Here is a 23,529-nt window from a genome sequence, read left to right as displayed (position 1 = left end):
GGGTGGCGGGTGGCGGTACCCGTCATCCCCGCACCGCTACGCCGTGAGCCGGCCCCAGGAGTAGTTCTGCTTGGCCAGCTTCAGGTACACGAACAGCTCCGTCCCGGACACGCCCGGGATCTTCCGGATCTCTTCGCCCAGCACGTCGAGCATGTGGTCGTCGTCCCGGCAGACCAGTTCGGCCAGCAGGTCGTAACGCCCGGCGCACAGCACGACGTAGTGCACGTTCGTCAGCTCGGACAGCTTGTCCGCGACCTCGCGGGGATCGACGCCGTCGACGTTGATGCCGACCATGGCCTGGCGCGTCAGGTCCACGTTGGCGGGGTCGGTCACCGCGACGATCTGCATCAGGTCGTCACGCAGCAGCCGCTGCACGCGCTGGCGGACCGCTCCCTCCGAAAGCCCGACCGCCTTGGCGAGCGCGGTGAACGAGGCCCGGCCGTCCTTCTGGAGCAGGTCGATCAGCGATCTGTCCGTGTTGTCCAGCGCGCGCGCACGTGTTTCGTCACCCATGCCGTCCCTCCCTGTGTTTCGGCATGTGATTTGTCAAGTGCGCAGCGTATCGAGACCTGCGGAGAAAGCGAGCCCTCCGCGCCAGCTTCGCGCGATTCGACGTGCACGTCGCGCTCAGCCGAGGAATCGGTGGTCAAGAGCGAAACTGACGAGGCTTTCCGAGGCGGTTTTGTGCGCCCGCGCACAGCTGGACGCGCTCCCGGGGCCGCGCCAGGTACCGTCTGGCGGCTCTCTCGTCCGCAGCAACCCCAGGAGGACCAACGCATGTCGGAGGCCGTGGCGCTCGGTGCCGCCCCCGCCGTTCCCGCGAAAGGGCTGCGCGGCGGCGCGCTGGGCATGGTGTCGTCGATGGTCATCGGGATGTCGTCGACGGCGCCGGCGTACTCGATCGCGGCCACGCTCGGGCTGATCGTGCTGGCCGGCACCGGGTTCAAAGCGGCCGCGTTCGTGCTGCTCTCGTTCGTGCCGGTGCTGTTCGTCGCCTTCGCCTTCCGCGAGCTGAACACCGCGGAACCCGACTGCGGCACCAACTTCACCTGGGCGGCGCGCGCGTTCGGCCCGCACGCCGGGTGGTTCACCGGCTGGGTCGTCACGGTCGCGCAGCTGCTGGTGATGAGCAGCCAGTCCGCGCTCACCGGCCGGTACACGCTGCTGCTGTTCGGCGCCTCGGACGCGGCGGGCAACCGGTGGGTGACGACCGCGATCGGCGCCGCCTGGCTGCTGGCGCTGTGCTGGCTCTGCTACCGCGGGATCGAGGTGTCCGCGCGGGCGCAGTGGATCCTGCTCGGCGTGGAACTCGCCGTCCTGGTGCTCTTCTCGGCCGTCGCGCTGGTCCGCGTCTTCGACGGCACGGCCGGTCCGCAGGCGTCGCTGCCGCGGCTGGACTGGCTGTGGCCGGGCGGGGTGTCGGCCGGCACCGCGGTTTCGGCGGTGCTGCTGGCCGTGTTCATCTACTGGGGCTGGGAAAGCTCGCTGTCGGTCAACGAGGAGTCCGCCGATCCGCGGCACGCACCGGGCCGCGCGGCCGTGCTGTCGACGGTGTTGCTGGTGCTGAACTACCTGCTCGTGACGGTCGCCGCGCTCGCCTTCGCCGGGGTGGGCGAAGACGGGATCGGCCTGGCGAACGAGGCCAACTCCGAGGACGTGCTGGCCGGCCTGGGTGGCGCGGTGTTCGGCGACGGCGGAGGCGGCAAGGTCCTGGGCGTGCTGCTGATCGTGTCCGTGCTGACCAGCGGCGCGGCGACCAGCCAGGCGACGATCATGCCGGCGGCGCGCACGACGTTGTCGATGGCCAGCCACGGCGCCCTCCCGCGCGTCTTCGGGCGCGTGCACCCGCGGTTCCGGACGCCGACCGTGGCGACCTGGGCGTTCGGGCTGGTGTCGCTGGCGGTGTACGTCCTCCTGGCGCTGATCAGCGACAACGTCCTGGCCGACTCGGTCGACGCGGTCGGGCTGACCATCGCGATCGAGTACACGATGACGGCGCTCGCCTGCGTCTGGGTGTTCCGCCGGACGCTCTTCGCGAGCGTCCGCAACTTCGTGCTGCGCGGGCTGCTGCCGTTCACCGGCGGCGTGTTCTTCCTGGCGGTGCTGGTGTTCGCGCTGATCGAGTACGCGCGGCCGGACGCGGGCGAGACGACGGTGTTCGGCATCGGCGGTGTCGCGGTGATCGGGGTCGTGTCGATCGTGCTCGGGGTACCGCTGATGTTCGCGGTCCACCGCGCCTGCCGCGACTTCTTCGCCGGCCGCCGCCTGCCGCGCGGGTTCGTGCCGCGCGGCGGCGACAGCATCGTCAGCCCAGATCACGCCGGCTGAGGTCCTCCTCGGTCTCGCGGCGCACGAGCAGCGTCGCGACGCCGCCCCGCACGCCGACCAGCGGCGGGCGGCCGATCTGGTTGTAGTTCGAGGCCAGCGAATGGTGGTAGGCGCCGGTGCACGGCACGGCCAGGAGGTCGCCGGCGTGCAGGTCGGCGGGCAGGCTGATGCCGTCGGCGAGGATGTCACCGGCTTCGCAGTGCCTGCCGACCACGGTCATCGGGACGCGCTGCGCTTTCGACCGCCGTCCCACCAAGCGCGTCGTGTAGCGGGCGCCGTAGAGGGACGGCCGCGCGTTGTCGCTCATGCCGCCGTCGACCGCGACGAACGTGCGGCTGCCGCGCTTGACCGCGCACACGCGGTAGACGGTGATCCCGGCCGGCCCGACGAGCGCCCGGCCGGGCTCGATCGTCAGGCGGGGCAGCGGGAAGCCGTGCGCGGCGCATTCGTAGGCCAGCGCCACGCGCAGTCGCCGCGAGTAGCCGCCGAGGTCGAACGCGGGCTCGCCGCCGACGTACGGCACCGCGTGCCCGCCTCCGAGGTCGAGCTCCCGCAGCGTGACGCCGTGGGTGTCGCGGATCCGGACGAGCACCTCGGCCATCCGCCGCGCGGCCGCCTCGTAGCGGTCGACGCGCGACACCTGCGAGCCGATGTGGCAGTGCAGGCCTTGGAGTCGCAACCCGGGTTGTCGCTTCACGGCTTCGACGGCGGCGTCGACGTTGTCCGGAACGCCGTCGAGCAGCGAGAAGCCGAACTTCTGGCCTTCGGCCCCGGTGCTGATGGCGGCGTGCGCCCCGGCCGCGACGCCCGGCGTCACCCGGATCATCACCTGCTGAGCGCCGTGGGCGAGCGCGCCGAGCTGCTCGATCTCGTCGAGCGAGTCGACGACGATCCGCCGGACGCCGTAGCCGAGCGCGGCCTTCAGGTCTTCGGGCGTCTTCGCGTTGCCGTGCAGCAGCATGCGTTCCGCGGGGAAGCCGACCGAACGCGCGACGGCGATCTCACCGGCGGAGCAGGTGTCGAGCGACAGCCCCTCTTCGGCGACCCAACGCAGTACGGCTCGCGTACAGAGCGCCTTGCTCGCGTACGCGACTTCGACGTCCGGCAGCGCTTCGCGGTACTCGCGCGCGGTGTCGCGGACCTGCTGTTCGTCGAGCAGGTAGGACGGCGTCCCGAAGCGGGCGGCGAGGTGGCTGACCTTGGCGCCGGCGAAGAGCAGCTCGCCGTCTTCGCCGAGTCGGGTGCTTCGCGGCCAGACTCCTGGCTCGAGGTGATCGGCGGCTTCGCAGCCGAGGCTGGGAAGAAGCTCGCTGAGCGTCACGGGTGCCTCCGGGCATCACGGCGGATCGGACCCCGCCAGGACACCGCCGCGAGCGGGCCCGGAGATCACCCGTGAATGCCGTCCTGACGCCTTTGGTTTGTCCGCTTACTCCTTATTAACGCGCCAGTAACTTGCGTCACCTACGACAGCCCCCACGACGACAGCAGCCCGAAGAGCTGCTCCCGCTCGGGTCCGGTGAGCAGCCGGCTCGGGGGCCGGACGTCGGGGCGGCACAGGCCCAGCTGCCCGAGGGCGTCTTTGACCACGCTGACGTTGTTCGCGTTCCCGTTGGCCGCCCGGAGCTCCTCGAACGGGCGGATCCGCTCCCAGACGGTCATCGCCGCCGGGTAGTCCCCTGTGGACAGTGCGTGGAACATCTCCAGCGAGATCGCCGGGTCGACGTTCACCAGGCCGGACGTGAAGCCGGTCGCGCCGACGGCGAAGTAACCGGGCGCCGAGAGCTCCGCCAGGCCCGCGATCCACACGAACCGGTCGAAGCCGGCATCGCGGGCGACCGAGCCGAAGCGCACCGGGTCCGGGACCGCGTACTTCACACCGATGACGTTCGGCGCCACCTCGCCGAGCGCGTGCAGCTGTTCGCCGGTGATCGCCGGGTTGCGGACGTAGAGCACGACGCCGAGTTCCGGCACCGCCGCGGCGATCGCCGCGTGGTAGTCGACCCAGCCGTCGCCGGAGATGTACGGGTGCACCGGCTGGTGGATCATGATCAGGTCCGCGCCGGCCTCGCGCGCGTGCACCGCCGCTCGCGTCGCCGACGCGACATCGTGCCCGATCCCGGCGAGCACGCTCGCCCGGCCGGCCGTGGCCTCGACGGTGACCTCCAGGCACTGCCGCGCTTCGTTCGCGTCGAGCGCGTAGAACTCGCCGGTGTTGCCGTTCGGCGTCACGACCTCGATGCCGCCGGTGATCAGCCGGTCCACCAGCTTCGCGTACGTCTGGCCGTCGACGGCGCCGTCGGCGTCGAACGGCGTGACCGGGATGGCCACCACCCCGGACAGCCGCCGCCTCTGCTCCTCGAACGTCATCGGGCCCCCTTCGGATCGCCGGTCTCGGTGGTGCGCTCGCCGGGCAGCCCGAAGGCGACCCGGTCGATGAAATCGGTGATGTGCTTGCGCAGCAGGTGTTCGGCCTGCCGGGCGTTGCCGCTCTCGGCGGCGTTCAGGATCGCCCGGTGTTCGGCCGCCTCGCCCTGCCAGGTGGGGCTGATGCCCCAGCCGGTGACGGTGATCAGCGCGGCCTGGTCGCGCAGCCCGTCGAGGACTTCGACCAGCAGCGGGTTCCCGCAACCGGCGTAGAGCGCGCGGTGGAACAGCCGGTTGGCCAGGCTCGCCTTCGCCCGATCGCCGGCCGCGGCGCCGGGCTCGACCCCGGCCAGCACCTGCCGCGCTTCCGCGAAGTCCGCGCCCTCTTCGACGGCCCGCCGGAGGGCTTCGGGCTCCAGCAGCGCGCGCAGGTCGTACACCGCGTACGCACTCTCGGCGTCCATAACGCGGACCGCAGCGCCCTTGTACGTGCTCATCGTGACCAAACCGGAACCGGCCAGGATCCGGAGTGCTTCGCGCACCGGCGTCTTCGACACCCCGAGCAGGGCGCCCACCTCGGCTTCGACGAGCGTTTCGCCCGGCCCGAACTCCCCGCTCAAGATCGCTTCCTTGATCGCGTCGCGCACGAAATCCGTCCGCGAGACGGGCGGCGGCGGCCTCCGGGCCGAAGAAGTGCTCGCCACTGGCATGTCCGATCTGATATACGATGCGACATACAACATTATCACGGACCTAGGGAGCAGCCATGCAGCGTTGCACCGGCTTCCGATTCCGACGAGTGTTGCTGGCGGTGAGCCTCGCCGCGGGCCTGGCGGCCTGCGGCGCGCCCGGTGGTGACGGCGGCCAGGCGGCCGATCCCCAGGCCGTGCCGGACAAGCCGGGCAAGCCGGTCGAGCTGAACATCCTCGACGTCGCGGGCAACCTGCAGCTGACCAAGCAGATGATCGAGAACTTCAAGGCCGCGCACCCGGAAGTCCTCGCGAAGGTCACCTATTCGACGGCGCCCGCCCCGAGCATGGCGGGCAAGCTCAAGGCCGAGCAGGACGGCGGCGTCGCCCAGACCCACCTGGTGCTCAGCGGCACCGACGGCCTTTCCGCCGGCATCGCGAACGGCACCCTGGCCAAGGTCTTGCCGGACTTCTCGAGCCGGTTTCCCAATCTGATGCAGAACTACCTCGAGCCCGCGGCCAAGATGCAGGAGCTGGCCAACGGCTACGGCATCGAGGTCGTGTACTACCCGTCGGGCCCGCTCCTGGAGTTCAACCCCGGCGCAGTGCCCGCCGCCCCGGCGTCCCCGCAGGAGCTGCTCGACTGGGCGAAGGCGCACCCGGAGAAGTTCCAGTACGCCCAGCCGTCGAACTCCGGCCCGGGCCGGACGTTCCTGATGGGCCTGCCGTACCTGCTGGGCGACAAGGACCCGAAGGACCCGGACAAGGGCTGGGACAAGACCTGGGCGTTCCTGCAGGAGCTCGGCAAGTACGTGAAGTACTACCCGTCGGGCACCACGGAGACGATGAAGAACCTCGCGTCCGGCTCGGTGGACATGATCATGTCGACGACCGGGTGGGACATCAACCCGCGCAAGCTCGGCACCGTGCCCAACATGGTCAAGACGGCGATCATGCAGCCGATGCACTGGGTCACCGACGCCCAGTACGCCCTGATCCCCAAGGGCCTCTCGCCCGACCAGGAGTCGGCGATCTTGCAGCTGGTCGCGTGGATGCTCAAGCCGGACCAGCAGGCGATCGCCTACGACGACGGCTATTTCTACCCCGGCCCGGCGGTCAAGGACGTCACCCTGCAGATGGCGCCCCAGAAGAGCCAGGACACGATCAAGCAGTTCGGGCGCCCGGAGTACGAGCAGTGGATCGCGCAGTACCCCAAGGAGACGTCGCTGCCGGCCGAGCAGCAGGTCAAGGCGTTCGACAAGTGGAACCAGCTGGTCGGCGGCTCGAAGGTCGGCAAGAAGTGACGTTCGGGCAGCTGCGGCTGGACGGCGTCTCGCGCAGCTTCGGCACCGCGAACGCCCTGCGCGGCCTCGACCTCGCGATTCCCAGGGGCGAGTTCGTGGCTCTGCTCGGCCCGTCCGGCTGCGGCAAGTCGACGGCGCTCAACTGCCTGGCCGGCCTGCTGCCCCTGACCGCGGGCAGCATCTGGCTCGACGACACCCGCATCGACGGGCAGCCGCCGGAGCAGCGCGGGTTCGGGATGGTGTTCCAGAACTACGCGCTGTTCCCGCACATGTCCGTGCGTGCCAACGTCGGCTTCGGCCTCAAGATGCGCAAGGTCGGCCGCGCCGAAGCCCGGCGGCGGGTCGACGAAGCGTTGCGCCTGGTGCAGCTGACCGAGCACGCGGCGAAGTTCCCCGCGCAGCTTTCCGGCGGCCAGCAGCAGCGCGTCGCCATCGCCCGCGCCGTGGTGCTGGAGCCACCGGTCGTCCTGATGGACGAGCCGCTGTCCAATTTGGACGCAAAGCTCCGCCTCGAGATGCGGATGGAGATCCGCCGCCTCCACCAGACGCTCGGCCTGACCACGGTGTACGTCACCCACGACCAGGAGGAGGCCCTGTCGCTGGCCGACCGCCTGGTGGTGCTGCGCGAGGGCGCGGTCCAGCAGGTCGGCACACCCGAGGAGGTGTACGCCCAGCCGGTGAACAGCTACGTCGCATCGTTCATGGGCTACCGCAACCTCCTCGACGTGACGGTGACGGGAGCGGCCGGCTCCTCGGTCACCGTGGAGGGCGCGGGCGTCCGCCTCACCGGCCGCGGTCCGCTCACGGAGGGCGCGGCGAAGGTGGCGATCCGCCCGGAGGACTTCGTGATCGGCGACGGCACCGAGAACGCCCTCGACGTCACGGTCGAGATCGTCGAGTACCACGGCCGCGAGCTGTCGATCTCCGCCCGGCTGGCGACGGGCGTGCCGGTCTACTTCCGGACCGACAAGCGCCTCGCGCCGGGCGACACGGCGAAGATCGGCGTCCCCGCCGAGCGGGTCCTGGTGTTCGCGCCGTGACCGCCGGGATCGCGACGAGGGTGGGCGCTCGGCGGTGCGGTGGTTTCGCCGCCGGCTCGCCGAGTGCCGATGTTGGCGGCGGCGCGGTGGTGGCCGCCGCGGGGAGTGGTGTCGCTCGCGGCGCGGTGGTGGTTGCCGCCGCGCGGGCAGTTGCTGCCCGCGGTGCAGTGCCGGCTGCCGCCGTGGTCGTCGGCACGATCTCGGCCTCCCGTGGTGGGGAGGTCGCGCCATGACCGCCGTTGCAAGTGCCCGTCCGGCGCTGCGGCACCGCCTCGCCGAACGCGGCATCGACCGCACCCTGCTGCTCCTGGTGCCCGGCCTCCTGGTGACCGCCTGCCTGTTCCTGTACCCCTTCCTCTACGGCCTCCAACTGTCGTTCGCGCCGCGCAAGGGCGGCGTCTTCGCGAACTACGCGCGGTTCTTCGGCGACCCCTACCTGCGCAACACCATCTGGACGACGCTCGGCATCGCCCTCCCGGCCACCTTCATCAACGTGCTCGCCAGCATCCCGATCGCCTACGTGATGCGCGGCCGCGTCCGCGGCAAGCGCCTCCTGACGACGATCCTCGTCGTGCCGATCACGCTCGGCACGGTGCTCACCGCGCAGGGCCTGATCATGTACGGCGGGCCGGCGGGCTGGCTGAACAAGGTGCTCACCGTCCTCGGCGTCACCGACCAGCCGCTGCCGCTGATCCACAACTACACCGGCGTGCTGCTCTCCCTGGTGATCACCGGCTTCCCGTTCTCCTTCCTGCTGACATTGTCCTATCTGTCGGGTATCGACCCCTCCCTGGAAAAGGCGGCCGCCACGCTCGGTGCGAACGGCGTCCAGCGCTTCCGGCGGATCACGCTGCCCCTGCTGGCACCCGGCCTGGCGATCACCTTCTGCCTTTCGTTCGTCATGGCGTTCTCGGTCTTCCCGAGCGCGCAGCTCGTCGGCGACCCCGCGAACGAGACCCGTGTCATCTCGATCGCCGCCTACCACGCCGCGTTCGAGGAGTACGACTACTCGATGGGCTCGGCCGTCGCGATGCTCATGGCGGTGGTCATGCTGATCGTGATCGGCCTGGTCATGGCGTGGCGCGGCACGCTGTACCGCGGAGCGACCGGAGGCAAGGGATGACCGGTTGGGTCGCGCGTCCCGGACGTTGGGTCGTCTGGACCGTCGTCGCGTTCTTCTTCGTCAACCTCGCGGGCGTGGTGTTCTCGGTGGTCGTCGACTCGTTCGGCACCCAGTGGTTCGGCACCTGGCTCCCGGACGGCTTCACCACTCACTGGTACGCCGACGCCTGGCGCGAGTTCGGCCTTTCCGACGTCCTCCTCACGACGGCGATCGTCGCGCTCGTGGTGATCGCCGTGTCGGTGGCCGTCGGCGTCCCGGCCGCCTACGCGCTGGCGCGCCGCTCGTTCCCCGGCAAGCGCCTGGTGATGCTGCTGTTCGTGCTGCCGATCCTCATCCCTCCCATCACCTACGGCATCCCGCTGGCCACCGTGCTGTACAAGTTCCACCTGGCCGGCACCATCACCGGCGTCATCCTCGCCAACCTCGTGCCCTCGGTGCCGTTCGTCGTGCTGACGATGACGCCGTTCATCGAGCAGATCGACCCGAAGATCGAGGCCGCGGCCCGCATGTCCGGCGCGCGGACCGTCTCGGTGTTCACCCGGATCCTCGGCCCGCTGCTGCTGCCGGGCATCCTGGCCGCGTCGATCCTGGTGCTGGTGCGCACGGTCGGCATGTTCGAGCTGACGTTCCTCACCGCCGGCCCGGACTCGACGACCCTCGTGGTGGCGCTCTACAACTCCGTGTTCGCCGCCGGCATCCGCGCCAACCAGTCCGTCGACGCCATGGCGACCATCTACACCGCGTCCATGCTCGTGCTCCTTCTCATTGCGTTGCGGTTCGTGAACCCGACCCAGCTGGTGACCCGGATCCGGGAGGAGGCCTGACTCGTTCGCTCATGCGTTCGACTGTACCGCGAAAAGTCGAACGCATGATCGACACGATCGAGCGAACCCGCAGGTCTTGCGCCTCCCCCGAGGGGAGCTGCCACGCTGGTGGCATGCGGTACTCCATCGGCGAACTCGCCCACCGGACGGGCCTCACGGTCAAGGCCGTCCGGTTCTACTCGGATCGCGGCCTCGTGCCGCCATCCGGGCGCAACACCGCGGGCCAGCGCCGTTACGACGACGCCGCGCTCGCCCGGCTCGACATCATCCGCGTCCTCCGCGATCTCGGCGTCGACCTCGCCACGATCCGGCAGGTGATCGACGGCGAGACCACCGTCGCGGAGGTGGCGGCGGAGCACGCCGCGGCAGTGGAGGTGCAGATCGGCGTGCTGCGCCGGCGAAGGGAGGTGCTGAACGCAGTGGCGAACCGTGGCTCGCGCTCCGAGGAAGCGAGTTTGGCGAACCGGGCGAACGGTGCCTCGCGCTCTGAGGAAGCGAGTCTCGTGCGCGAGGTAAGCCGTGGCTCGCGCCGCGAGGATGCGAACCTCGCGCACCAGGCGACGTCCCCCGTGGAAGCGAGTCTCGCGCACCAGCGGGCCGTGCTGTCCGAAGTGGAACGACGATGCCTGATCGGCGACTTCCTCGCCGAGGCCTTGGGTGACCGCCCCGAGCTGGCGGGGATCGCCCGGACCTTGACCCCCGACCTGCCCGAGCACCCCAGCCCCGAGCAGGCCGAGGCGTGGCTCGAGCTGGCCGCGCTGATGCGGGACACGGACTTCCGCGCGAACCTGCGCCGGTTCGCGGACAGTCACGAACCCGGGCTGCGTCGTGACCTGGCGGCCGAGGTGCGGGAGGCCGTCACCCCGGCCGTCGTGGCCGGGATCGTGCCGCAGTCGCCGGCGGCGAAGGCGATCGTCGACGGGCTGGGGCGCGATCCCGGCGAGCTCCGGGACTGGCTCGGCGTCGCCAATGATCCGCGCCGCGAGCGCTACCTACAACTTCTGGGGGTGATCAACGGCTGGGCGGCACCGGAAAGCCTGGCTCCCGCCTTCGACTGGCTGGCCGAGGCGATGGCAGCCTGACCGCCTCGACGATCGATGCCAGCGCGGCCTCCACCGGTCGGGCGTCGGCCCGGCTTCCGTCGCGCAACCGGACGGAAAGCTGGCCGGCGGCGACCTCCTGTGGCCCGATCACGGCTTGAAACGGCACCAGGCGACCGTCGCGGATCCGGGCGCTGAGACTGCCGTCCGCGGCGATCTCGGCCCGCAGGTCGTCGCAGCGGTCCAGGATCTCGCGCGCGTACGGCACTTCCGCGGCGGACACCGGCAGCAGCCGGAGCTGCACCGGTGCGAGCCAGGCCGGGAACGCGCCGCCGTGGACCTCGATCAGCTGGGCCACCGCGCGCTCGACGCTGCCGATGATGCTCCGGTGCACCATCACCGGGCGGTGCTTCGCGCCGTCCGCGCCGACGTACTCGAGGCCGAACTGCGCGGGCTGGTGGAAGTCGACCTGGACGGTGGACAGGGTCGATTCGCGGCCCGCGGCGTCCGCGATCTGGACGTCGATCTTCGGCCCGTAGAACGCCGCTTCACCTTCGCCCTCGTCGTACGGGAGGTCACCAAGAACCGAACGGAGGATGTCCACCGCGCCGGACCAGTCCCCGGGCACGTACTTCCCGCCGGGGCCGGGGAGCGAGAGCCGGTAGCGGGCCGGGCTGATGCCGAGCGCGTCGTACGCCTGCCGGATCAGGGCCAGTGCCGCGGCCGCCTCGGCTTCGACCTGGTCGAGGGTGCAGAACACGTGCGCGTCGTTGAGCTGGATCGCGCGTACCCGGGACAGACCGCCCAGCACGCCGGACGGCTCGCTGCGGTACATGCCGCCGATCTCCGCGAGCCGCAGTGGCAGCTCGCGGTGGCTGCGGCCGCGCGAACGGTAGATCAGCGCGTGGTGCGGGCACAGGCTCGGGCGCAGCACGAGCTGCTCACCGCCGACGTCCATCGGCGGGTACATGTCGTCGCGGTAGTGCGACCAGTGCCCGGAGATCTCGTACAGCTCGCGTTTGCCCAGCACCGGCGAATGGACGTGCCGGTAGTCCGCGCGCCGTTCGAGGGCGTGGACGTACTCCTCGAGGCGGTGGCGGACGATCGCGCCGTCGGGCAGCCAGTAGGGCAGGCCGGCGCCGATCAGCGGGTCGGTGCCGAACAGGCCGAGTTCGCGGCCGAGCTTGCGGTGGTCGGGCATGGTGGACTCCCTCGTGGACGGCGAGGCGGGGAGACCACAAGACGAAGCCCGGGGCACCCGCCCCGGGCTCGAAACGTCGTTCAGCGCGCCGGGACACTCCTCGGCGTCGTCGTCACTGCAGCGCGCTTCATATGGTCGACGGTAGCAGCCGCGGTCAATACTTTTGGTCCTCCGGCAGCCGGAACGTGTCGAACCGCGGTTTCCCGGCGGGGCGCAGCACGAGCACGTTCACGCCCGCGGCGGTCTGCCGGGTTTCGACGTGCTCGAACGCCTTGGGAACCACGCCGTCCGGGAAGAGCCGGCGGCCCTTGCCCAGCACGATCGGGTACAGCCACAGCCGGTACTCGTCCACCAGGTCGTGCGCGATCAGCGTCTGCAGGAGGTCGCCGCTGCCGTGGACCTGGAGTTCGCCGTCCAGCCGGGCCTTGAGGTCGCGGACGAACCCGGCGACGTCACCATCCACAATGGACGTGTTGGCCCACGACGGGTCCGCCAGGGTCCGCGACGCCACGTACTTCGGCAGGGTGTTGAGGCCGGACGCGACCGGGTCGGCGGGGTCGGTGACCTTCGGCCAGTGCGCGGCGAAGATCTCGTACGTCCGCCGTCCGAGCAGGAAGGCGTCCGCGCGGGTGAACCACTCCGCGACGAACCGGCCCATGTCCTCCTCGTAGTACGGCTTCACCCAGCCGCCCAGGTCGAAGCCGCCGGAAGTGTCCTCTTCCTCACCTCCCGGTGCCTGGTAGACGCCGTCGAGGGTGAGGAACGTCGTCACGGTGAGTGTGCCCATGGGTGTCTCCTTCGGGTCGGTCCTGCCTGTCCCGTCGGACGGGGCACCCTCGGATCGACAAACCGGCCGGAGAATTTCTCAGGAGCTCAGGAACAGCTCCAGCTGCTCGACGACGAACGCGTGGTCCTCGGCCTGCGGGAGCCCGGAGACGCCGACCGTGCCGACCGGCCCGACCCCGCGGACCAGCACCGGGAAGACGCCGCCGTGGGCCGCGTAGAGGTCCTGGTCGAGGCGGGAATGCTCCTCGAACGAGCCGCCCTTCGAGCGGAACTGCGTCCCGATGTAGAACGAGCTGTGGCCGTAGCGGTCGACGACGCGGCTCTTGCGGTCGATCCAGGCGTCGTTGTCGGCCGACGTCCCGGGCAGCGCGGCGTGGAAGAGGCGCTGGCCGTTGCGCCGGATCGAGATCGTCACCGGCAGCCCGCGGTCCCGGGCGGCCGTCAGGAGCTGCTGGCCGAGGGCGAGGGCGGTCTCGTTGTCGAACTTCGTGAACTGGAGGCGTTCCTCCTGCTCGGCGAACTGGGCGAGGCGGTCGGCTTCGTTCATGAGGCTATTAAATCAACACTGTTGTTTAATTACCAGCGAACTCGGTCAGCGACAGCACGTTGCCGTCCGGATCGGGGAACCAGGCGATCCGGCCGCCCGGCGTGGTCCAGATTTTGTCGGTGTCCTGTGGCAGCGTGGCGTAGGTGAGGAATTCGACGCCACGGCCGCGCAGCTCGGCCACCGCGGCCCGGATGTCGGCGACAGCCCAGCCGAGCACCGTGAACGGCTGCGGCGTGAACTCGGCGACGGCGGTGACACGCAGCATGGTCGCGCCACTGCGGAACACGCACGCGAAGGGGGTTTGCTCGATGAACTCGAGCCCGATGACATCCGTGTAGAAGGCACGTGAGCGATCGAGGTCGGTCGACGGTGCGAAGGCGACCAATTCCGCTGAGTTGAGCATGGCTTCACCTCTCTCGGTGGCGAACGTACCCCTCCGGCCGAGCCGCGACCGGGGGACGAGGAGGTGGGCATGGGCCGGATCCGTCGGCGCACGGTGCTGGGCGGCGCGGCCGCGGCCACCGTCGCCGGCACGCTGCCGGTCGCCTGCGCCCCGGCGCCGCGGACGGGCACGATCGACGACGTCCGCCACGTCGTCGTGCTCATGCAGGAGAACCGGTCGTTCGACCACTACTACGGCACGATGGCCGGCGTCCGCGGCTTCGGCGACCGCGCGGCCCTGCGCGACGTCTTCCACCAGCGTGGCGACAAGGGCGGCCCGGTGCTGCCGTTCCGGATCGACACGTCCGTTGTGGACGGTCAGGACCTCGGCGAGCTGCCGCACGACTGGAACAGCACGCACCGCGCGTGGAACGGCGGCGGCTACGACCGCTGGATCGCGGCGAAGAGCCCCATGACGATGGGGTACTTCACGCGCGACGACCTGCCGTTCCAGCACGCGCTGGCGAGCGCGTTCACCCTGTGCGACCACTACTTCTGCTCGATCCAGGGCCCGACGCACCCCAACCGGCTCTACCACTGGACAGGCACGATCGACCCGGACGGCCTCGCCGGCGGCCCCGCGACACACAACGCGCCCGACTACGAGCCCTCCTTCCGCTGGACGACCTACCCCGAACGCCTCGAGGCCGCGGGCATCACGTGGCGGATCTACGCGAACGACGAGGAGCGCGGCGTCCCCGAGCACTTCGTCGGCGACTACGGCGACAACCCGCTCTGGCTGTTCCAGAACTTCCACGACGCGCTGTACTCGATGGACCCCGTCAAACGCCGGCTGGCCGAGCGCGGGAACCTGCGCAAGAAGCTCCTGCCCGACTCGGGGAAGGGCAAGGACCTCGACCACGTGCTGGCCGAGTTCCTCGCCGACTGCGCGGCCGGCACGCTGCCTGCCGTGTCGTGGGTGGTGGCCCCGTACGGCTACTGCGAGCACCCGGCCGCGCGGCCGGTCGACGGCGCCGCCTACCTCCAGCGCATGCTGAAGGCGTTGTGGGACAAGCCGGAGCTGTGGGAATCGACCGTCGTCTTCATCAACTACGACGAAAACGACGGCTTCTTCGACCACGTCGTCCCGCCGACGCCGCCGCCCGGCACACCCGGTGAGTACCTGCCGGGCCACCGGCCGGAGAAGGGCGAGCCGTCCGGGCCGCCCGTCCCGATCGGGCTGGGCCCGCGGGTGCCGATGACCGTCGTTTCGCCGTGGAGCCGCGGCGGCTGGGTGAACTCGCAGGTCTTCGACCACACGTCGGTGCTGCGCTTCCTGGAGACCTGGACCGGCGTGCGCGAGCCGAACATCTCGGCCTGGCGCCGGGCCATCTGCGGCGACCTGACCAGCTGTTTCGACTTCCGCGCGCCCGACACGACCATCCCGCTGCTGCCGGACGCGGACGCGTTGCGCGCCGAAGCCGACCGCACGCAGCGACGCCTCCCGAAGCCGGGGCTGGGGCCGGCCGCGCTGGTGCAGGACCCCGGCACAGCGAAGGCGCGCCCGCTGCCGTACCAGCCGGTCGCCTGGGTGACGGCCGAGGCGAACGCCCTCAAACTGCACCTGACCAACCACGGGACGCAGGCGCTGCAGCTGGCCGCCTACGCCTACCACGCGGGCGGGACGTCGCAACGCTTCGACGTCGGCCCCGGCGCCTCCACGGCCGGCGAGGTCGCGCACGGCGGCACGTACGACGTCGCCATCCACGGCCCGAACGGCTTCGTCGTCGAGGCTTCGGGCGGCGTGGGCCTCGACGCGGCGGTCACGTTCCTCGACACGCCCGCGCTGCGGGTCACGGTGACCAACAGCGGGCCGGCGCCGGTCACGCTGAACGACGTCACCCTCCCGCCGGGCGGCACGCACGACTTCCCGGTGCCGGCGAGCAACGGCTGGTACGACGTCACGTTCGAGACGGCGGGGTGGCGCCGCCGCTTCGCCGGGCACCTGGAGGACGGCCGCCCGTCGCGGACCGGGCCCTAGCGGAGGGCGTCGAGCGCGAAGGCGGCGAGCATGGCGACGCCGTGGGGCATCGCGTCCTCGTCGAAGAGCACGCGGTTCGAGTGGTTCGCCGCCGCTTCGGCCGGGTCGACGCCGGGCGGGCACGCGCCGAGGAACGCGTACGCGCCGGGGACGCGTTGCAGGACGTAGGAAAAGTCCTCCGCACCCATCAGCGGGTCGGCGAGCAGTTCGACGTTCTCCGGCCCGAGCACCTCCGCGCCGAGTTCCAGGACCTCGGCGGCGATCCGGTCGTCGTTCACCGTCACCGGGTAGCCCGGCTCGACGTCGGCGACCACGCGGCAGCCGTAGGCCGCGCCGACCTGCTCGCACACCTTCGGCAGCTCGGCCCGGACCAGCGCGCGCGTCGGCTCGGACAGCGTGCGGATGGTGCCCTCGAGCTCGGCGGTCTCCGGGATGATGTTCGACGTCGTGCCGGCCTGGATGCGGGTCACCGAGAGCACCGCGGGGTCGAACACGCTGACCCGGCGGGTGATCATCGTGTGCAGCGCCCCGACCATCGCCGCGGCGGCCGGCACCGGGTCGATCGTGTGCTGCGGTGCCGAGCCGTGGCCGCCCTTGCCGGTGACGCGCACGTGGAACGAGTCCGCCGACGCCATCAGCGGGCCGGGCCGCAGCTGCAGCAGCCCGCTGCGCGCGTTGGCGAGGATGTGCACGCCGAACGCGCGCTGGACCCGCGTCCCGGCCGCGTCGAGCACGCCCTCGTGGATCATGAACCGGGCGCCGTGGTGCCCCTCCTCGCCCGGCTGGAACATGAACACGACCGACCCGGCCAGCTGGTCCCGGCGCTCCGCGAGCAGCCGCGCCGCCGAAGCCAGCATCGCGACGTGCGTGTCGTGCCCGCACGCGTGCATCGACTCCGGGTCCTCCGACGCGAACTCGAGGCCGGTCTCCTCGGTCAGCGGCAGCGCGTCCATGTCGCCGCGCAGCAGCACCGCCGGACCGGGCCGCGCGCCGCGCAGGACGGCCGTCAGCGACGTCGTGGCCCGGCCCTCGGTGATCTCGAGCGGCAGGCCGTCGAGGGCCTCGCGGATCGCCGCCTGCGTGCGCGGCAGGTGGAGGCCCTGTTCCGGGTGGCGGTGCACGGCCCGCCGGAGCGCGACCGTGCGGCCTTGCAGCGCCCGCGCGTCATCGAGGAGCCCGGCGAACGGCGTGCCGGGCAAGGTGGGCAGGTCAGTGGGGCCGGTCATGGTCCCGATAGTGCCCCATGCGGCGCTTCGGGCGCACCGTGCGTGCGCCGGATCGACCGGCGGAATACGGTGTGCGCATGGCGGTGGATGAGCCGGTCACGGGCTTCGCGGTGGCTGTGGTCCGGGAAGACGGTCGGTGGCGGTGCAGTGCGCTCGACCCGGGGGCGTTGACCGAGCTGGACGCAGCGATCACTGAACTGGGCAAACTACGTTCCACCGGCGCGAGCTTCGGGCTGCTGGCGGTCGACGACGAGTTCTTCGTGATCGTCCGGCCGAGCCCGCGGGGGCCGTCGTTGCTGCTTTCGGACGCGGCGGCGGCGCTGGACTACGACATCGCGGCGGACGTCCTCGACGTCCTGCGCGTCGACCCGCCGGACGAGGAGGACGACTCCGTCTGGCCCGAGGGTGACCTGGAGATCCTCGCCGATCTCGGGCTGCCCGGGCCGGAGCTGGAGGTCATCGTCGGCGAGGTCGACCTGTACCCGGACGAGCAGCTGCAGATGGTCGCGCAGCGCTGCGGGTTCGGCAGCGAGTTCGGCAAGCTCCTGGACGAGCTCTGAGACGCCCGTCCGACACCGAGGCCGTGGAGGCCGCGCTGGAAGCGGCGCGCGCCCCCGGCGCGGACGTGCCGATCGGGGCGGTCGTGTTCGGCCCCGACGGCGTGCCCTTGGCGGCGGCGCGCAACGCCCGCGTCGAGCTGGGCGACCCGACAGCGCACGCGGAGATCCTCGCCCTGCGCGCGGCGGCCCAGGTGGCAGGCGACGGCTGGCGGCTCGAGGGCTGCACGCTGGCGGTGACGCTGGAGCCGTGCACGATGTGCGCGGGCGCGCTGGTGCTGGCCCGTATCGCCCGGCTGGTGTTCGGGGCGTGGGAGCCCAAGACGGGCGCGGTGGGGTCGCTGTGGGACGTCGTGCGTGACCGTCGTCTCAACCACCGGCCTGAAGTGCACGGAGGCGTCCTGGTCGAGGAGTGCGCGGGGCTGCTGGAGACGTACTTCGCTACGCGCCGCTGAGTTTTGGGTACTCCTCCCGGTATGACGATGAAGCACCGGATCCAGCAGGCAGTGGGCAGCGCTCGCGAGAAGGCCGGCATGGCGACCGGCAACCGCCGTCTGGAGGCATCGGGCCGCGCCCAGCGGCGCTCGGCCCAGCTCCGCTCAACGGCGTCCGACGTCCGCCGCCGGGCCACGCGCGCGGTACGGGAGGCGCAGGTCAGGCTGCGCGGCGAGCGGCCGGTCGACCCCAGGTGAGACCGGCACCGGCCCTCGGGTATTGTTCTTCGCGGTGGCGTGTCCGAGCGGCCGAAGGAGCACGACTCGAAATCGTGTGACGGTTAATCCCGTCCGTGGGTTCAAATCCCACCGCCACCGCTCCTGAACGCCCGGTGCCTCTCGAAGGCGCCGGGCGTTTTGCTATGAAATGCGCATGACGCAGGTGTGGCTCGCGGTCCTGTCCCTGATCGGCGTGGTGCTCGGTGGTGGCCTTTCGTACCTGGTGCAGACCACCGTGCAACGGCGCAACGAGCGCAGTGAGCGGCGGCGGCTGGCCGCCGAGCGCGTCGAGAAGCGGCGTGAGGAGCAGGTGGAGCTGTTGCGCCAGTTCATCCGCGTCGCCCAGCAGGCCGAGCGGGCCGCCGAGGATCGCGAAGACGACGATGAATCGTGGAAGACGGCCGCTCTCGATGTCGTCGACGAGCTGTGGGTGTGCGAACGGATGATCCACGTCCTGTTCACCTCGAACCTGCACGGCCTGGCCCGCGCCTACGTGAAGGCGCTGGACCACGTCATCTGGCAGAAGGTCGACGACGGTTCGCTCTGGGACCACCTCAGGGGCCCGAAGGTCGCCTTCCTCGACGCGGCGCGGGATGAGCTGAGCCGTCCGCTTGACTTGAAGGGCTCTTGAAGTGTGACCGTGGCGGCATGACCATTCTCGTCACCGGGGCCACCGGCCACACCGGACGGCACGTCGTCGCCGGCCTCCGCGCCGCGGGCGTCACCACCAGAGTCCTCGTCCGGGATCCCGCGAAGGCGCCCCAGGGCGTCGACGTCGTCCAGGGTGACATCACCGATCCCACCGAAGCCGCCGAAGGCGTCGACGCCGTCTACCTGCTCTGGCCCTTCTTCACCGCCGACGGCATCGAACAGGCCGTGGAACCCTTCCGGGGCAAGAAAATCGTCTACCTCTCCGCCATGTCCGCCGAAGACGGCGGTGTCTGGGGAGACGTCGAAGCCGCCGTCGAAAAGGTCACCGACGACTGGACCTTCCTCCGCGTCACCGGCCTCGCCACCAACGCGCTCGCCTGGGCGCAGCAGGCCGGCACCGGCGTGGTCCGGGCGGCCTACGGGCAAGCGAAGCGGTCGGTCGTCCACGAACGCGACGTCGCCGACATGGCCGTCAAGGCGCTCACCGAGGACCACGCGAAGCAGATCTACCTCGTCACCGGCCCGGAAGCCGTCGCGCAGGCCGACCAGGCCCGGCTCATCGGTGCCGCGCTCGGAACGCCTGTCACGTGGGAAGAACAACCGCCGGAAGAGGCGAAAGCGCAGCTGAGTTCCTTCATGGGACCGGAATTCGCAGCCGGCGCGGTGGACCATTGGGCGTCACTCGTCGAGGACCCGGAACCCGTGTCGCTGGACGTCCCCCGCGTCACCGGGCACCCCGCGCGGCCCTTCGCGGACTGGGCCCGCGAGCACTTCAGCTGAGTTCGACGACCGGGGCCGTCAACGGCTCCAGTTCGGCCGCCAGCGCGGTCAGCGCCGCGATCTTCTCCTGCACGGCCCGGATCACCGCCGCGCACGTGGCGCTGACCTCGCTCACCACATCGGCCGAGCGGTCGCCGGCCAGGACCGCCGAAACGGGGGCCGCGGCGTCGGCCGCGAGCGCGCAGACCTCCTCGGCCGCGGCCAACGCCAGCTCGTCCAGCCGGTCGGCGAGGCGGGCGCCCAGCATCGCCGTCGAAGCGGCCGCCCGCGCCGCGGCGGCGTACTGACCGTCCACTGTGTCCGCCCAGGTACCGAAAGCCTCGGTGCTGCCGCCGTTTTCGGCACGCTCGACGCCGGCGCGGAACTCGGCCTGTGCCGCGGTCACGCCCAGCGCGCCGGTGTCGACCGCCGTCGCGGACGCGCGGATCGACGCCGGCGCGCAGTCGAGGTGCCGCAGCGCCGCCACCGGGTCCGCGACGCCGAGCCGGCCGGCCGCCGCGCGCAACGGGGCCAGCTGCGAAGCCGCCGACACCAGCGCCGGGTGTTCGAAGACCTCGACGGTCATGGTGCCACCGCTAACCGCCCCCGGAACCCGGTGCTCCGCGTGCTCACCGCCGCCATGCGCAGCCGGCCCGCCAGGTCCGACGTCGCGTCGCCGAGGACGCGCGCGTCGGCCTCGCGCGCCGCCAGCGCCGCGGTCCAGCGCGCCGCCAGCTCACGCGCCTGCGGCGAGATGCCGAACGGCGTCGAATCGACGCGCGCTTCGGCGAACCTGCCCGCGGCCTTGTCGTCGGCGGCGGCCGCCTGGTCGAGCAAATCGGCGGCGGCGCGCAGCCGATCACCGCTTTCCTGGGGATTCCGGGTGGCGAAGCCCCCGGCCCCGGGGCGCAGCCCCGGGTCGTCACTGATCCGCGAGCCTCTGCCTTCCGGCATGGGGACCTCCGTCATCAAGGGCGCTCACCCGATCGGGGAAGATCTTGCCTCATGCTCCCGAGCCGCCCGCATCGCGGTGACCTGCGGCGTTGCCAGCGTTCCACCAAGTGGACGTCTTGACCGCGCATCGGGAAGAAGGCGACCATGAACACATGCCCGCCACCTCGGAAAGCACGCCGATCCGGGCCCTCGCGCGGTCGATCGGGGAAGGCATCGCGGAGCTCCTGCTGCGCCGCGGCCGCCTGGGTTCGCCGCCCGCCTGACGCGAATCCGGCGTCCGATTTCCCCGAAAACCCTTGGAGCACAACCATGTCCGTAGATGTTCCTGCCCGGATTCAGCTGCGCGGGGCGGTCACGCCCGCGGATGGCATCGTCGAAGGCCCCCGAATTCTCCGGGAACCGCAGCGGAGGCCGTACGAGCTGTTCGCCCTCCGCCCGCTGGGCCGGGTGATCGGCGCCGAGGTCGACGGCGTCGACCTCGGCGCGCCGGTCGGCTCTGACCTGCGTGAAGAGCTCAACCACGCGCTGCTCGAGTGGAAGGTGCTCTTCTTCCGCGACCAGCGGATCACCTCGGCGCAGCAGCGCGCGTTCGCCGCGAACTGGGGCGAGCTGGAGACCAACCCGTTCATCGCGCGGGGCGAGGACGAAGCGGTCACGCGCTTCGAGCGCACCGCGAGCATGCCGGGGTACGAAAACATCTGGCACACCGACGTCACCTGGCGGCCCGAACCGGCGCTGGGCTCGGTGCTGCGGCTGATCGAGGTGCCGCCCGTCGGCGGCGACACGATGTGGGCCGACATGGCCGCGGCCTACGACAACCTGCCCGAAGACGTCCGCGCCCGCATCGACGGGCTCACCGCGGTGCACGACTACCTCCCCGGCTTCGACCGGTTCTCCGATCCCGCGCTGCTGGCGCGGTGGCAGGACCGCTTCCCGCCGGTGGAACACCCGGTGGTCCGGACGCACCCGGAGACCGGGCGGCGCACCCTGTTCGTCAACCAGGCGTTCACCACGCACATCGTGGGTCTGGACCGGGCCGAGAGCGACCGGCTGCTGCGGTACCTGTTCCTGCAGGCTCACACGCCCGAGTTCCAGGTCCGGTTCAGCTGGCGGCCGAACTCGGTCGCGTTCTGGGACAACCGCGCCACGCAGCACTACGCGGTCAACGACTACCACCCGCACGTCCGGATCGCGGAGCGCGTCGCGATCGCGGGCGACCGGCCCCGCTGAGCCGTAGCCTGAGGTCATGACCGATGAACCCAAGGTAGTGGTGACCGGTTTCCTGGAGGCCCTCGAGGACCTCGACGTCGACCGGGCGCTGACGTTCGTGGCGAGCGACATCGTGTACCAGAACGTGCCGTTGCCGCCCGCCCGCGGCGTCGCGGCGTTCGAAAAGCAACTGCGCGTCATGGCCAAGTACGGCTCCGGGTTCGAGGCGCGGACCCACCACATCGCCGCGGACGGCAACGTCGTGCTCACCGAGCGCACCGACGTGCTGCGCCGCGGCGCGTGGGAAGCCGAGTTCTGGGTGTGCGGCACGTTCGAGGTCGAGGCAGGCCGGATCGTGCTCTGGCGCGACTACTTCGACTGGACGACGGTGCTGGCCGCGAGCGCGAAGGGTGCCGGGCGGGTCGCCCTGGCCGGCGCGCGCACGCTCCTCGGCCGGTACAAGGCGAGGCAGCCGGTGCGCTAGACCCGGTGTTCGCCGCGGTCGTGGTCCCTGAGGTCCACGACCGCGGCTATCCCCAGCACCAGCACGAACACGCAGCTGAAAACAATCAGCCCCCACATGATCATTTTCCCTCCCCCCGTGTCGTGCCTACCGTGAGCTGTCGGGGAGTGGTCTTTGCCACTTTTCCGGCGGCTCACGCAGACCGTACCGCCGCTTCACGCAGGTTGTTCCGACCCTTGACCTTCATTTAAGGCAGATGCGCCGGATGGGTGACACGCCGGTGTCCGGCTGTCACAGAGCGGGCGCAATCCGTTACGCGCCAACGGATACCGATGCGATTCCGCTCTGGACGGTCACCGTGGAGGAACGCAGCGTCGACACCTCCGCGACGTACCGCAGCACCTGGTCCGCTTCATCCCCGCCGAGCGGCTCGCACTCGTTGGCGGCGTTCCGCCGGACCGGGATCAGCTCGAGCCGCGGTTCGTCGCCGAACACGCACCCGGCGAGCAGCCCGTCCGGCCGGTCGGCGGCGAGGTGGCCGAGGCCGTAGAGGATCGGACGGCCCCGGTGCACCTCGACGGCCTGGATCGTGGGCGAGCCGTGCCCGGCCACCAGGTCGGCGCCGGCGTCGATCGCCGCGCGCCCGTAGGTGACCTGGTACTCGGCGAGCTCCGCGCCCGGCAGGCCCCAGTGCATCGAGACGACGACGTGGTCGTGGTCGTTCTTGGCCCGCTTGACGTCCGCGACCAGCCGGTCCAGGTGCTCGGGCACCGGCGTGGTGCGGACGAGCGGCGGGCGGCCCGGGATCTCCGCGACGTGCGGATCAGGCTGGTACGCCGTCGTCGCAAACGCTTGCGCGACCACCGGGAGGTCCGGTTGCGCGGCGAAGGGGCGGCGAAGTGACGTGTACGCGAGAAATGCGACCTTTTCGCCGGATTGCTCGATCACCGCGGGGGTGTGTGCGGCGACGGGATCCGGCCCGGCGCCGCAATACGCGATTCCGGCGTGGTCGAGGACCGCCAGGCTCGCCGGCGGGTGGGGCGCGTCGTTGGCGACCGAGACGACGTCGATGCCGATCGACTTCAGCGCTTCGGCCGCCGCCGCGTCGACGGGGCCTTCGAGGTTGGCGAACCGGAGGTCGGCGCCCTTGAGCAGCGGTTCCAGCTGCTCGAAAGACGGCGTCGGCCGGCCGTGAAGAGTGACGTCTCCGCCCAGTACCAGCGTGATCACGAAACCTGCTCTGCCGAGTGAGTGACGACGAAAGTAGTTGTTACGAATCGTTGCATCTTTGTCTTCCTCCTCCTCACTTGTTCGGGGGACTATGCCACG

26 protein-coding genes and 1 tRNA gene are annotated in these 23,529 nt (G+C 70.9%); 15 read left to right on the top strand and 12 right to left on the bottom strand.

Features of this window, described 5'->3' with window-relative positions; genetic code table 11:
• Positions 1-36: 36 nt before the first annotated feature.
• Positions 37-513: an Lrp/AsnC family transcriptional regulator gene (locus ACWEVN_RS13090; protein ID WP_086845095.1), complete on the bottom strand. Its 477-nt coding sequence runs from the start codon at positions 511-513 to the stop codon at positions 37-39.
• A 264-nt stretch (positions 514-777) separates the two neighbouring features.
• Here ACWEVN_RS13090 and ACWEVN_RS13085 point away from each other — a divergent pair, with 264 nt between their 5' ends.
• On the top strand, positions 778-2,328 hold the full coding sequence (locus ACWEVN_RS13085) for an APC family permease (protein ID WP_452051357.1): 1,551 nt from the start codon (positions 778-780) through the stop codon (positions 2,326-2,328).
• Here ACWEVN_RS13085 and lysA read toward each other — a convergent pair.
• From lysA to ACWEVN_RS13070, 3 genes are all read right to left on the bottom strand, one after another.
• Positions 2,306-3,649 carry a diaminopimelate decarboxylase gene (gene lysA, locus ACWEVN_RS13080; protein ID WP_452051356.1) on the bottom strand — a complete coding sequence of 448 codons (1,344 nt, stop codon included), beginning with the start codon at positions 3,647-3,649 and terminating at the stop codon, positions 2,306-2,308. The two genes, ACWEVN_RS13085 and lysA, sit on opposite strands and share 23 nt — an antisense overlap.
• Before the next feature lie 140 nt (positions 3,650-3,789).
• The gene (locus ACWEVN_RS13075; RefSeq protein WP_452051355.1) at positions 3,790-4,695 is read right to left on the bottom strand and encodes a dihydrodipicolinate synthase family protein; all 906 of its coding nucleotides are present in this window, start codon (positions 4,693-4,695) and stop codon (positions 3,790-3,792) included.
• Positions 4,692-5,396 (bottom strand): GntR family transcriptional regulator, encoded by a 705-nt coding sequence (locus tag ACWEVN_RS13070; RefSeq protein WP_452051363.1) that lies wholly within the window; start codon positions 5,394-5,396, stop codon positions 4,692-4,694. The genes ACWEVN_RS13075 and ACWEVN_RS13070 overlap by 4 nt, the downstream gene beginning before the upstream one ends.
• A 62-nt stretch (positions 5,397-5,458) precedes the next feature.
• Here ACWEVN_RS13070 and ACWEVN_RS13065 point away from each other — a divergent pair, with 62 nt between their 5' ends.
• The 5 genes from ACWEVN_RS13065 to ACWEVN_RS13045 all read left to right on the top strand — a co-directional run bounded on the left by ACWEVN_RS13065 (position 5,459) and on the right by ACWEVN_RS13045 (position 10,754).
• A complete protein-coding gene (locus ACWEVN_RS13065) occupies positions 5,459-6,685 on the top strand; it encodes an extracellular solute-binding protein (protein WP_452051354.1) in 1,227 nt (408 codons plus the stop codon).
• Positions 6,682-7,725, top strand: a complete 1,044-nt coding sequence (locus ACWEVN_RS13060) for an ABC transporter ATP-binding protein (protein WP_452051353.1) — start codon at positions 6,682-6,684, stop codon at positions 7,723-7,725. Before ACWEVN_RS13065 ends, ACWEVN_RS13060 begins: the two co-directional genes overlap by 4 nt.
• 229 nt (positions 7,726-7,954) lie before the next feature.
• A complete protein-coding gene (locus tag ACWEVN_RS13055; protein ID WP_310969388.1) occupies positions 7,955-8,848 on the top strand; it encodes an ABC transporter permease in 894 nt (297 codons plus the stop codon).
• Positions 8,845-9,672, top strand: coding sequence for an ABC transporter permease (locus ACWEVN_RS13050; protein WP_449681895.1), 828 nt, complete (start codon positions 8,845-8,847; stop codon positions 9,670-9,672). The genes ACWEVN_RS13055 and ACWEVN_RS13050 overlap by 4 nt, the downstream gene beginning before the upstream one ends.
• Before the next feature lie 113 nt (positions 9,673-9,785).
• Positions 9,786-10,754, top strand: a complete 969-nt coding sequence (locus tag ACWEVN_RS13045; RefSeq protein WP_449681896.1) for a MerR family transcriptional regulator — start codon at positions 9,786-9,788, stop codon at positions 10,752-10,754.
• Here the strand turns inward: ACWEVN_RS13045 and thrS are convergent.
• From thrS to ACWEVN_RS13025, 4 genes are all read right to left on the bottom strand, one after another.
• A complete protein-coding gene (gene thrS, locus ACWEVN_RS13040; RefSeq protein ID WP_452051352.1) occupies positions 10,684-11,970 on the bottom strand; it encodes a threonine--tRNA ligase in 1,287 nt (428 codons plus the stop codon). The genes ACWEVN_RS13045 and thrS overlap by 71 nt on opposite strands.
• 97 nt (positions 11,971-12,067) lie before the next feature.
• Positions 12,068-12,700, bottom strand: coding sequence for a dihydrofolate reductase family protein (locus ACWEVN_RS13035; RefSeq protein ID WP_449681898.1), 633 nt, complete (start codon positions 12,698-12,700; stop codon positions 12,068-12,070).
• A gap of 78 nt (positions 12,701-12,778) precedes the next feature.
• Positions 12,779-13,246, bottom strand: a complete 468-nt coding sequence (locus ACWEVN_RS13030; protein WP_449681899.1) for a heme-degrading domain-containing protein — start codon at positions 13,244-13,246, stop codon at positions 12,779-12,781.
• 25 nt (positions 13,247-13,271) lie between these two features.
• Positions 13,272-13,649: a VOC family protein gene (locus tag ACWEVN_RS13025; RefSeq protein ID WP_449681900.1), complete on the bottom strand. Its 378-nt coding sequence runs from the start codon at positions 13,647-13,649 to the stop codon at positions 13,272-13,274.
• Between the two features lie 69 nt (positions 13,650-13,718).
• Between ACWEVN_RS13025 and ACWEVN_RS13020 the strand changes: the two genes are divergently transcribed.
• A complete protein-coding gene (locus tag ACWEVN_RS13020; protein WP_452051351.1) occupies positions 13,719-15,668 on the top strand; it encodes a phosphocholine-specific phospholipase C in 1,950 nt (649 codons plus the stop codon).
• On the opposite strand, the gene ACWEVN_RS13015 is transcribed toward ACWEVN_RS13020, so the two are convergent.
• Entirely contained in the window at positions 15,665-16,894 is a 1,230-nt protein-coding gene (locus tag ACWEVN_RS13015) for a M20 metallopeptidase family protein (RefSeq protein ID WP_449681902.1), read from the bottom strand. The two genes, ACWEVN_RS13020 and ACWEVN_RS13015, sit on opposite strands and share 4 nt — an antisense overlap.
• A gap of 77 nt (positions 16,895-16,971) precedes the next feature.
• Here ACWEVN_RS13015 and ACWEVN_RS13010 point away from each other — a divergent pair, with 77 nt between their 5' ends.
• The 6 genes from ACWEVN_RS13010 to ACWEVN_RS12985 all read left to right on the top strand — a co-directional run bounded on the left by ACWEVN_RS13010 (position 16,972) and on the right by ACWEVN_RS12985 (position 19,595).
• Positions 16,972-17,454, top strand: coding sequence for a tRNA adenosine deaminase-associated protein (locus ACWEVN_RS13010; RefSeq protein WP_400867089.1), 483 nt, complete (start codon positions 16,972-16,974; stop codon positions 17,452-17,454).
• A 23-nt stretch (positions 17,455-17,477) separates the two neighbouring features.
• The gene (locus tag ACWEVN_RS13005) at positions 17,478-17,906 is read left to right on the top strand and encodes a nucleoside deaminase (protein ID WP_449681903.1); all 429 of its coding nucleotides are present in this window, start codon (positions 17,478-17,480) and stop codon (positions 17,904-17,906) included.
• Positions 17,907-17,927: 21 nt separating this feature from the next.
• A complete protein-coding gene (locus ACWEVN_RS13000; RefSeq protein WP_449681904.1) occupies positions 17,928-18,143 on the top strand; it encodes a CsbD family protein in 216 nt (71 codons plus the stop codon).
• 33 nt (positions 18,144-18,176) lie between these two features.
• A tRNA-Ser gene (locus ACWEVN_RS12995) sits at positions 18,177-18,263 on the top strand.
• 55 nt (positions 18,264-18,318) lie between these two features.
• Positions 18,319-18,795 carry a hypothetical protein gene (locus ACWEVN_RS12990; protein ID WP_452051350.1) on the top strand — a complete coding sequence of 159 codons (477 nt, stop codon included), beginning with the start codon at positions 18,319-18,321 and terminating at the stop codon, positions 18,793-18,795.
• A gap of 17 nt (positions 18,796-18,812) precedes the next feature.
• Positions 18,813-19,595 carry an SDR family oxidoreductase gene (locus ACWEVN_RS12985; protein ID WP_452051349.1) on the top strand — a complete coding sequence of 261 codons (783 nt, stop codon included), beginning with the start codon at positions 18,813-18,815 and terminating at the stop codon, positions 19,593-19,595.
• Here the strand turns inward: ACWEVN_RS12985 and ACWEVN_RS12980 are convergent.
• Positions 19,588-20,160 carry a hypothetical protein gene (locus ACWEVN_RS12980; protein WP_452051348.1) on the bottom strand — a complete coding sequence of 191 codons (573 nt, stop codon included), beginning with the start codon at positions 20,158-20,160 and terminating at the stop codon, positions 19,588-19,590. The two genes, ACWEVN_RS12985 and ACWEVN_RS12980, sit on opposite strands and share 8 nt — an antisense overlap.
• A complete protein-coding gene (locus ACWEVN_RS12975) occupies positions 20,157-20,528 on the bottom strand; it encodes a hypothetical protein (protein ID WP_452051347.1) in 372 nt (123 codons plus the stop codon). The genes ACWEVN_RS12980 and ACWEVN_RS12975 overlap by 4 nt, the downstream gene beginning before the upstream one ends.
• Positions 20,529-20,837: 309 nt before the next feature.
• Here ACWEVN_RS12975 and ACWEVN_RS12970 point away from each other — a divergent pair, with 309 nt between their 5' ends.
• Together ACWEVN_RS12970 and ACWEVN_RS12965 are read left to right on the top strand one after the other, a co-directional pair.
• Positions 20,838-21,758, top strand: a complete 921-nt coding sequence (locus ACWEVN_RS12970) for a TauD/TfdA dioxygenase family protein (RefSeq protein WP_449681909.1) — start codon at positions 20,838-20,840, stop codon at positions 21,756-21,758.
• A gap of 16 nt (positions 21,759-21,774) precedes the next feature.
• Entirely contained in the window at positions 21,775-22,221 is a 447-nt protein-coding gene (locus ACWEVN_RS12965; protein ID WP_310969361.1) for a limonene-1,2-epoxide hydrolase family protein, read from the top strand.
• Positions 22,222-22,512: 291 nt separating this feature from the next.
• Here the strand turns inward: ACWEVN_RS12965 and ACWEVN_RS12960 are convergent, their stop codons facing one another.
• Positions 22,513-23,430 (bottom strand): CapA family protein, encoded by a 918-nt coding sequence (locus ACWEVN_RS12960; protein ID WP_452051346.1) that lies wholly within the window; start codon positions 23,428-23,430, stop codon positions 22,513-22,515.
• Positions 23,431-23,529: the final 99 nt, after the last annotated feature.

Source organism: Amycolatopsis sp. NPDC003861 (assembly GCF_053605405.1).
This window is presented reverse-complemented; position numbering and strand designations above follow the sequence as displayed.

Coding starts and splice junctions, on each gene's coding strand:
- ACWEVN_RS13090 (WP_086845095.1), bottom strand. CDS start 513: ATGGGTGACGAAACACGTGCGCGCGCGCTGGACAACACGGACAGATCG.
- ACWEVN_RS13085 (WP_452051357.1), top strand. CDS start 778: ATGTCGGAGGCCGTGGCGCTCGGTGCCGCCCCCGCCGTTCCCGCGAAA.
- ACWEVN_RS13075 (WP_452051355.1), bottom strand. CDS start 4,695: ATGACGTTCGAGGAGCAGAGGCGGCGGCTGTCCGGGGTGGTGGCCATC.
- ACWEVN_RS13065 (WP_452051354.1), top strand. CDS start 5,459: ATGCAGCGTTGCACCGGCTTCCGATTCCGACGAGTGTTGCTGGCGGTG.
- ACWEVN_RS13055 (WP_310969388.1), top strand. CDS start 7,955: ATGACCGCCGTTGCAAGTGCCCGTCCGGCGCTGCGGCACCGCCTCGCC.
- ACWEVN_RS13050 (WP_449681895.1), top strand. CDS start 8,845: ATGACCGGTTGGGTCGCGCGTCCCGGACGTTGGGTCGTCTGGACCGTC.
- ACWEVN_RS13045 (WP_449681896.1), top strand. CDS start 9,786: ATGCGGTACTCCATCGGCGAACTCGCCCACCGGACGGGCCTCACGGTC.
- ACWEVN_RS13035 (WP_449681898.1), bottom strand. CDS start 12,700: ATGGGCACACTCACCGTGACGACGTTCCTCACCCTCGACGGCGTCTAC.
- ACWEVN_RS13030 (WP_449681899.1), bottom strand. CDS start 13,246: ATGAACGAAGCCGACCGCCTCGCCCAGTTCGCCGAGCAGGAGGAACGC.
- ACWEVN_RS13025 (WP_449681900.1), bottom strand. CDS start 13,649: ATGCTCAACTCAGCGGAATTGGTCGCCTTCGCACCGTCGACCGACCTC.
- ACWEVN_RS13020 (WP_452051351.1), top strand. CDS start 13,719: ATGGGCCGGATCCGTCGGCGCACGGTGCTGGGCGGCGCGGCCGCGGCC.
- ACWEVN_RS13015 (WP_449681902.1), bottom strand. CDS start 16,894: ATGACCGGCCCCACTGACCTGCCCACCTTGCCCGGCACGCCGTTCGCC.
- ACWEVN_RS13010 (WP_400867089.1), top strand. CDS start 16,972: ATGGCGGTGGATGAGCCGGTCACGGGCTTCGCGGTGGCTGTGGTCCGG.
- ACWEVN_RS13000 (WP_449681904.1), top strand. CDS start 17,928: ATGACGATGAAGCACCGGATCCAGCAGGCAGTGGGCAGCGCTCGCGAG.
- ACWEVN_RS12990 (WP_452051350.1), top strand. CDS start 18,319: ATGACGCAGGTGTGGCTCGCGGTCCTGTCCCTGATCGGCGTGGTGCTC.
- ACWEVN_RS12985 (WP_452051349.1), top strand. CDS start 18,813: ATGACCATTCTCGTCACCGGGGCCACCGGCCACACCGGACGGCACGTC.
- ACWEVN_RS12980 (WP_452051348.1), bottom strand. CDS start 20,160: ATGACCGTCGAGGTCTTCGAACACCCGGCGCTGGTGTCGGCGGCTTCG.
- ACWEVN_RS12975 (WP_452051347.1), bottom strand. CDS start 20,528: ATGCCGGAAGGCAGAGGCTCGCGGATCAGTGACGACCCGGGGCTGCGC.
- ACWEVN_RS12970 (WP_449681909.1), top strand. CDS start 20,838: ATGTCCGTAGATGTTCCTGCCCGGATTCAGCTGCGCGGGGCGGTCACG.
- ACWEVN_RS12965 (WP_310969361.1), top strand. CDS start 21,775: ATGACCGATGAACCCAAGGTAGTGGTGACCGGTTTCCTGGAGGCCCTC.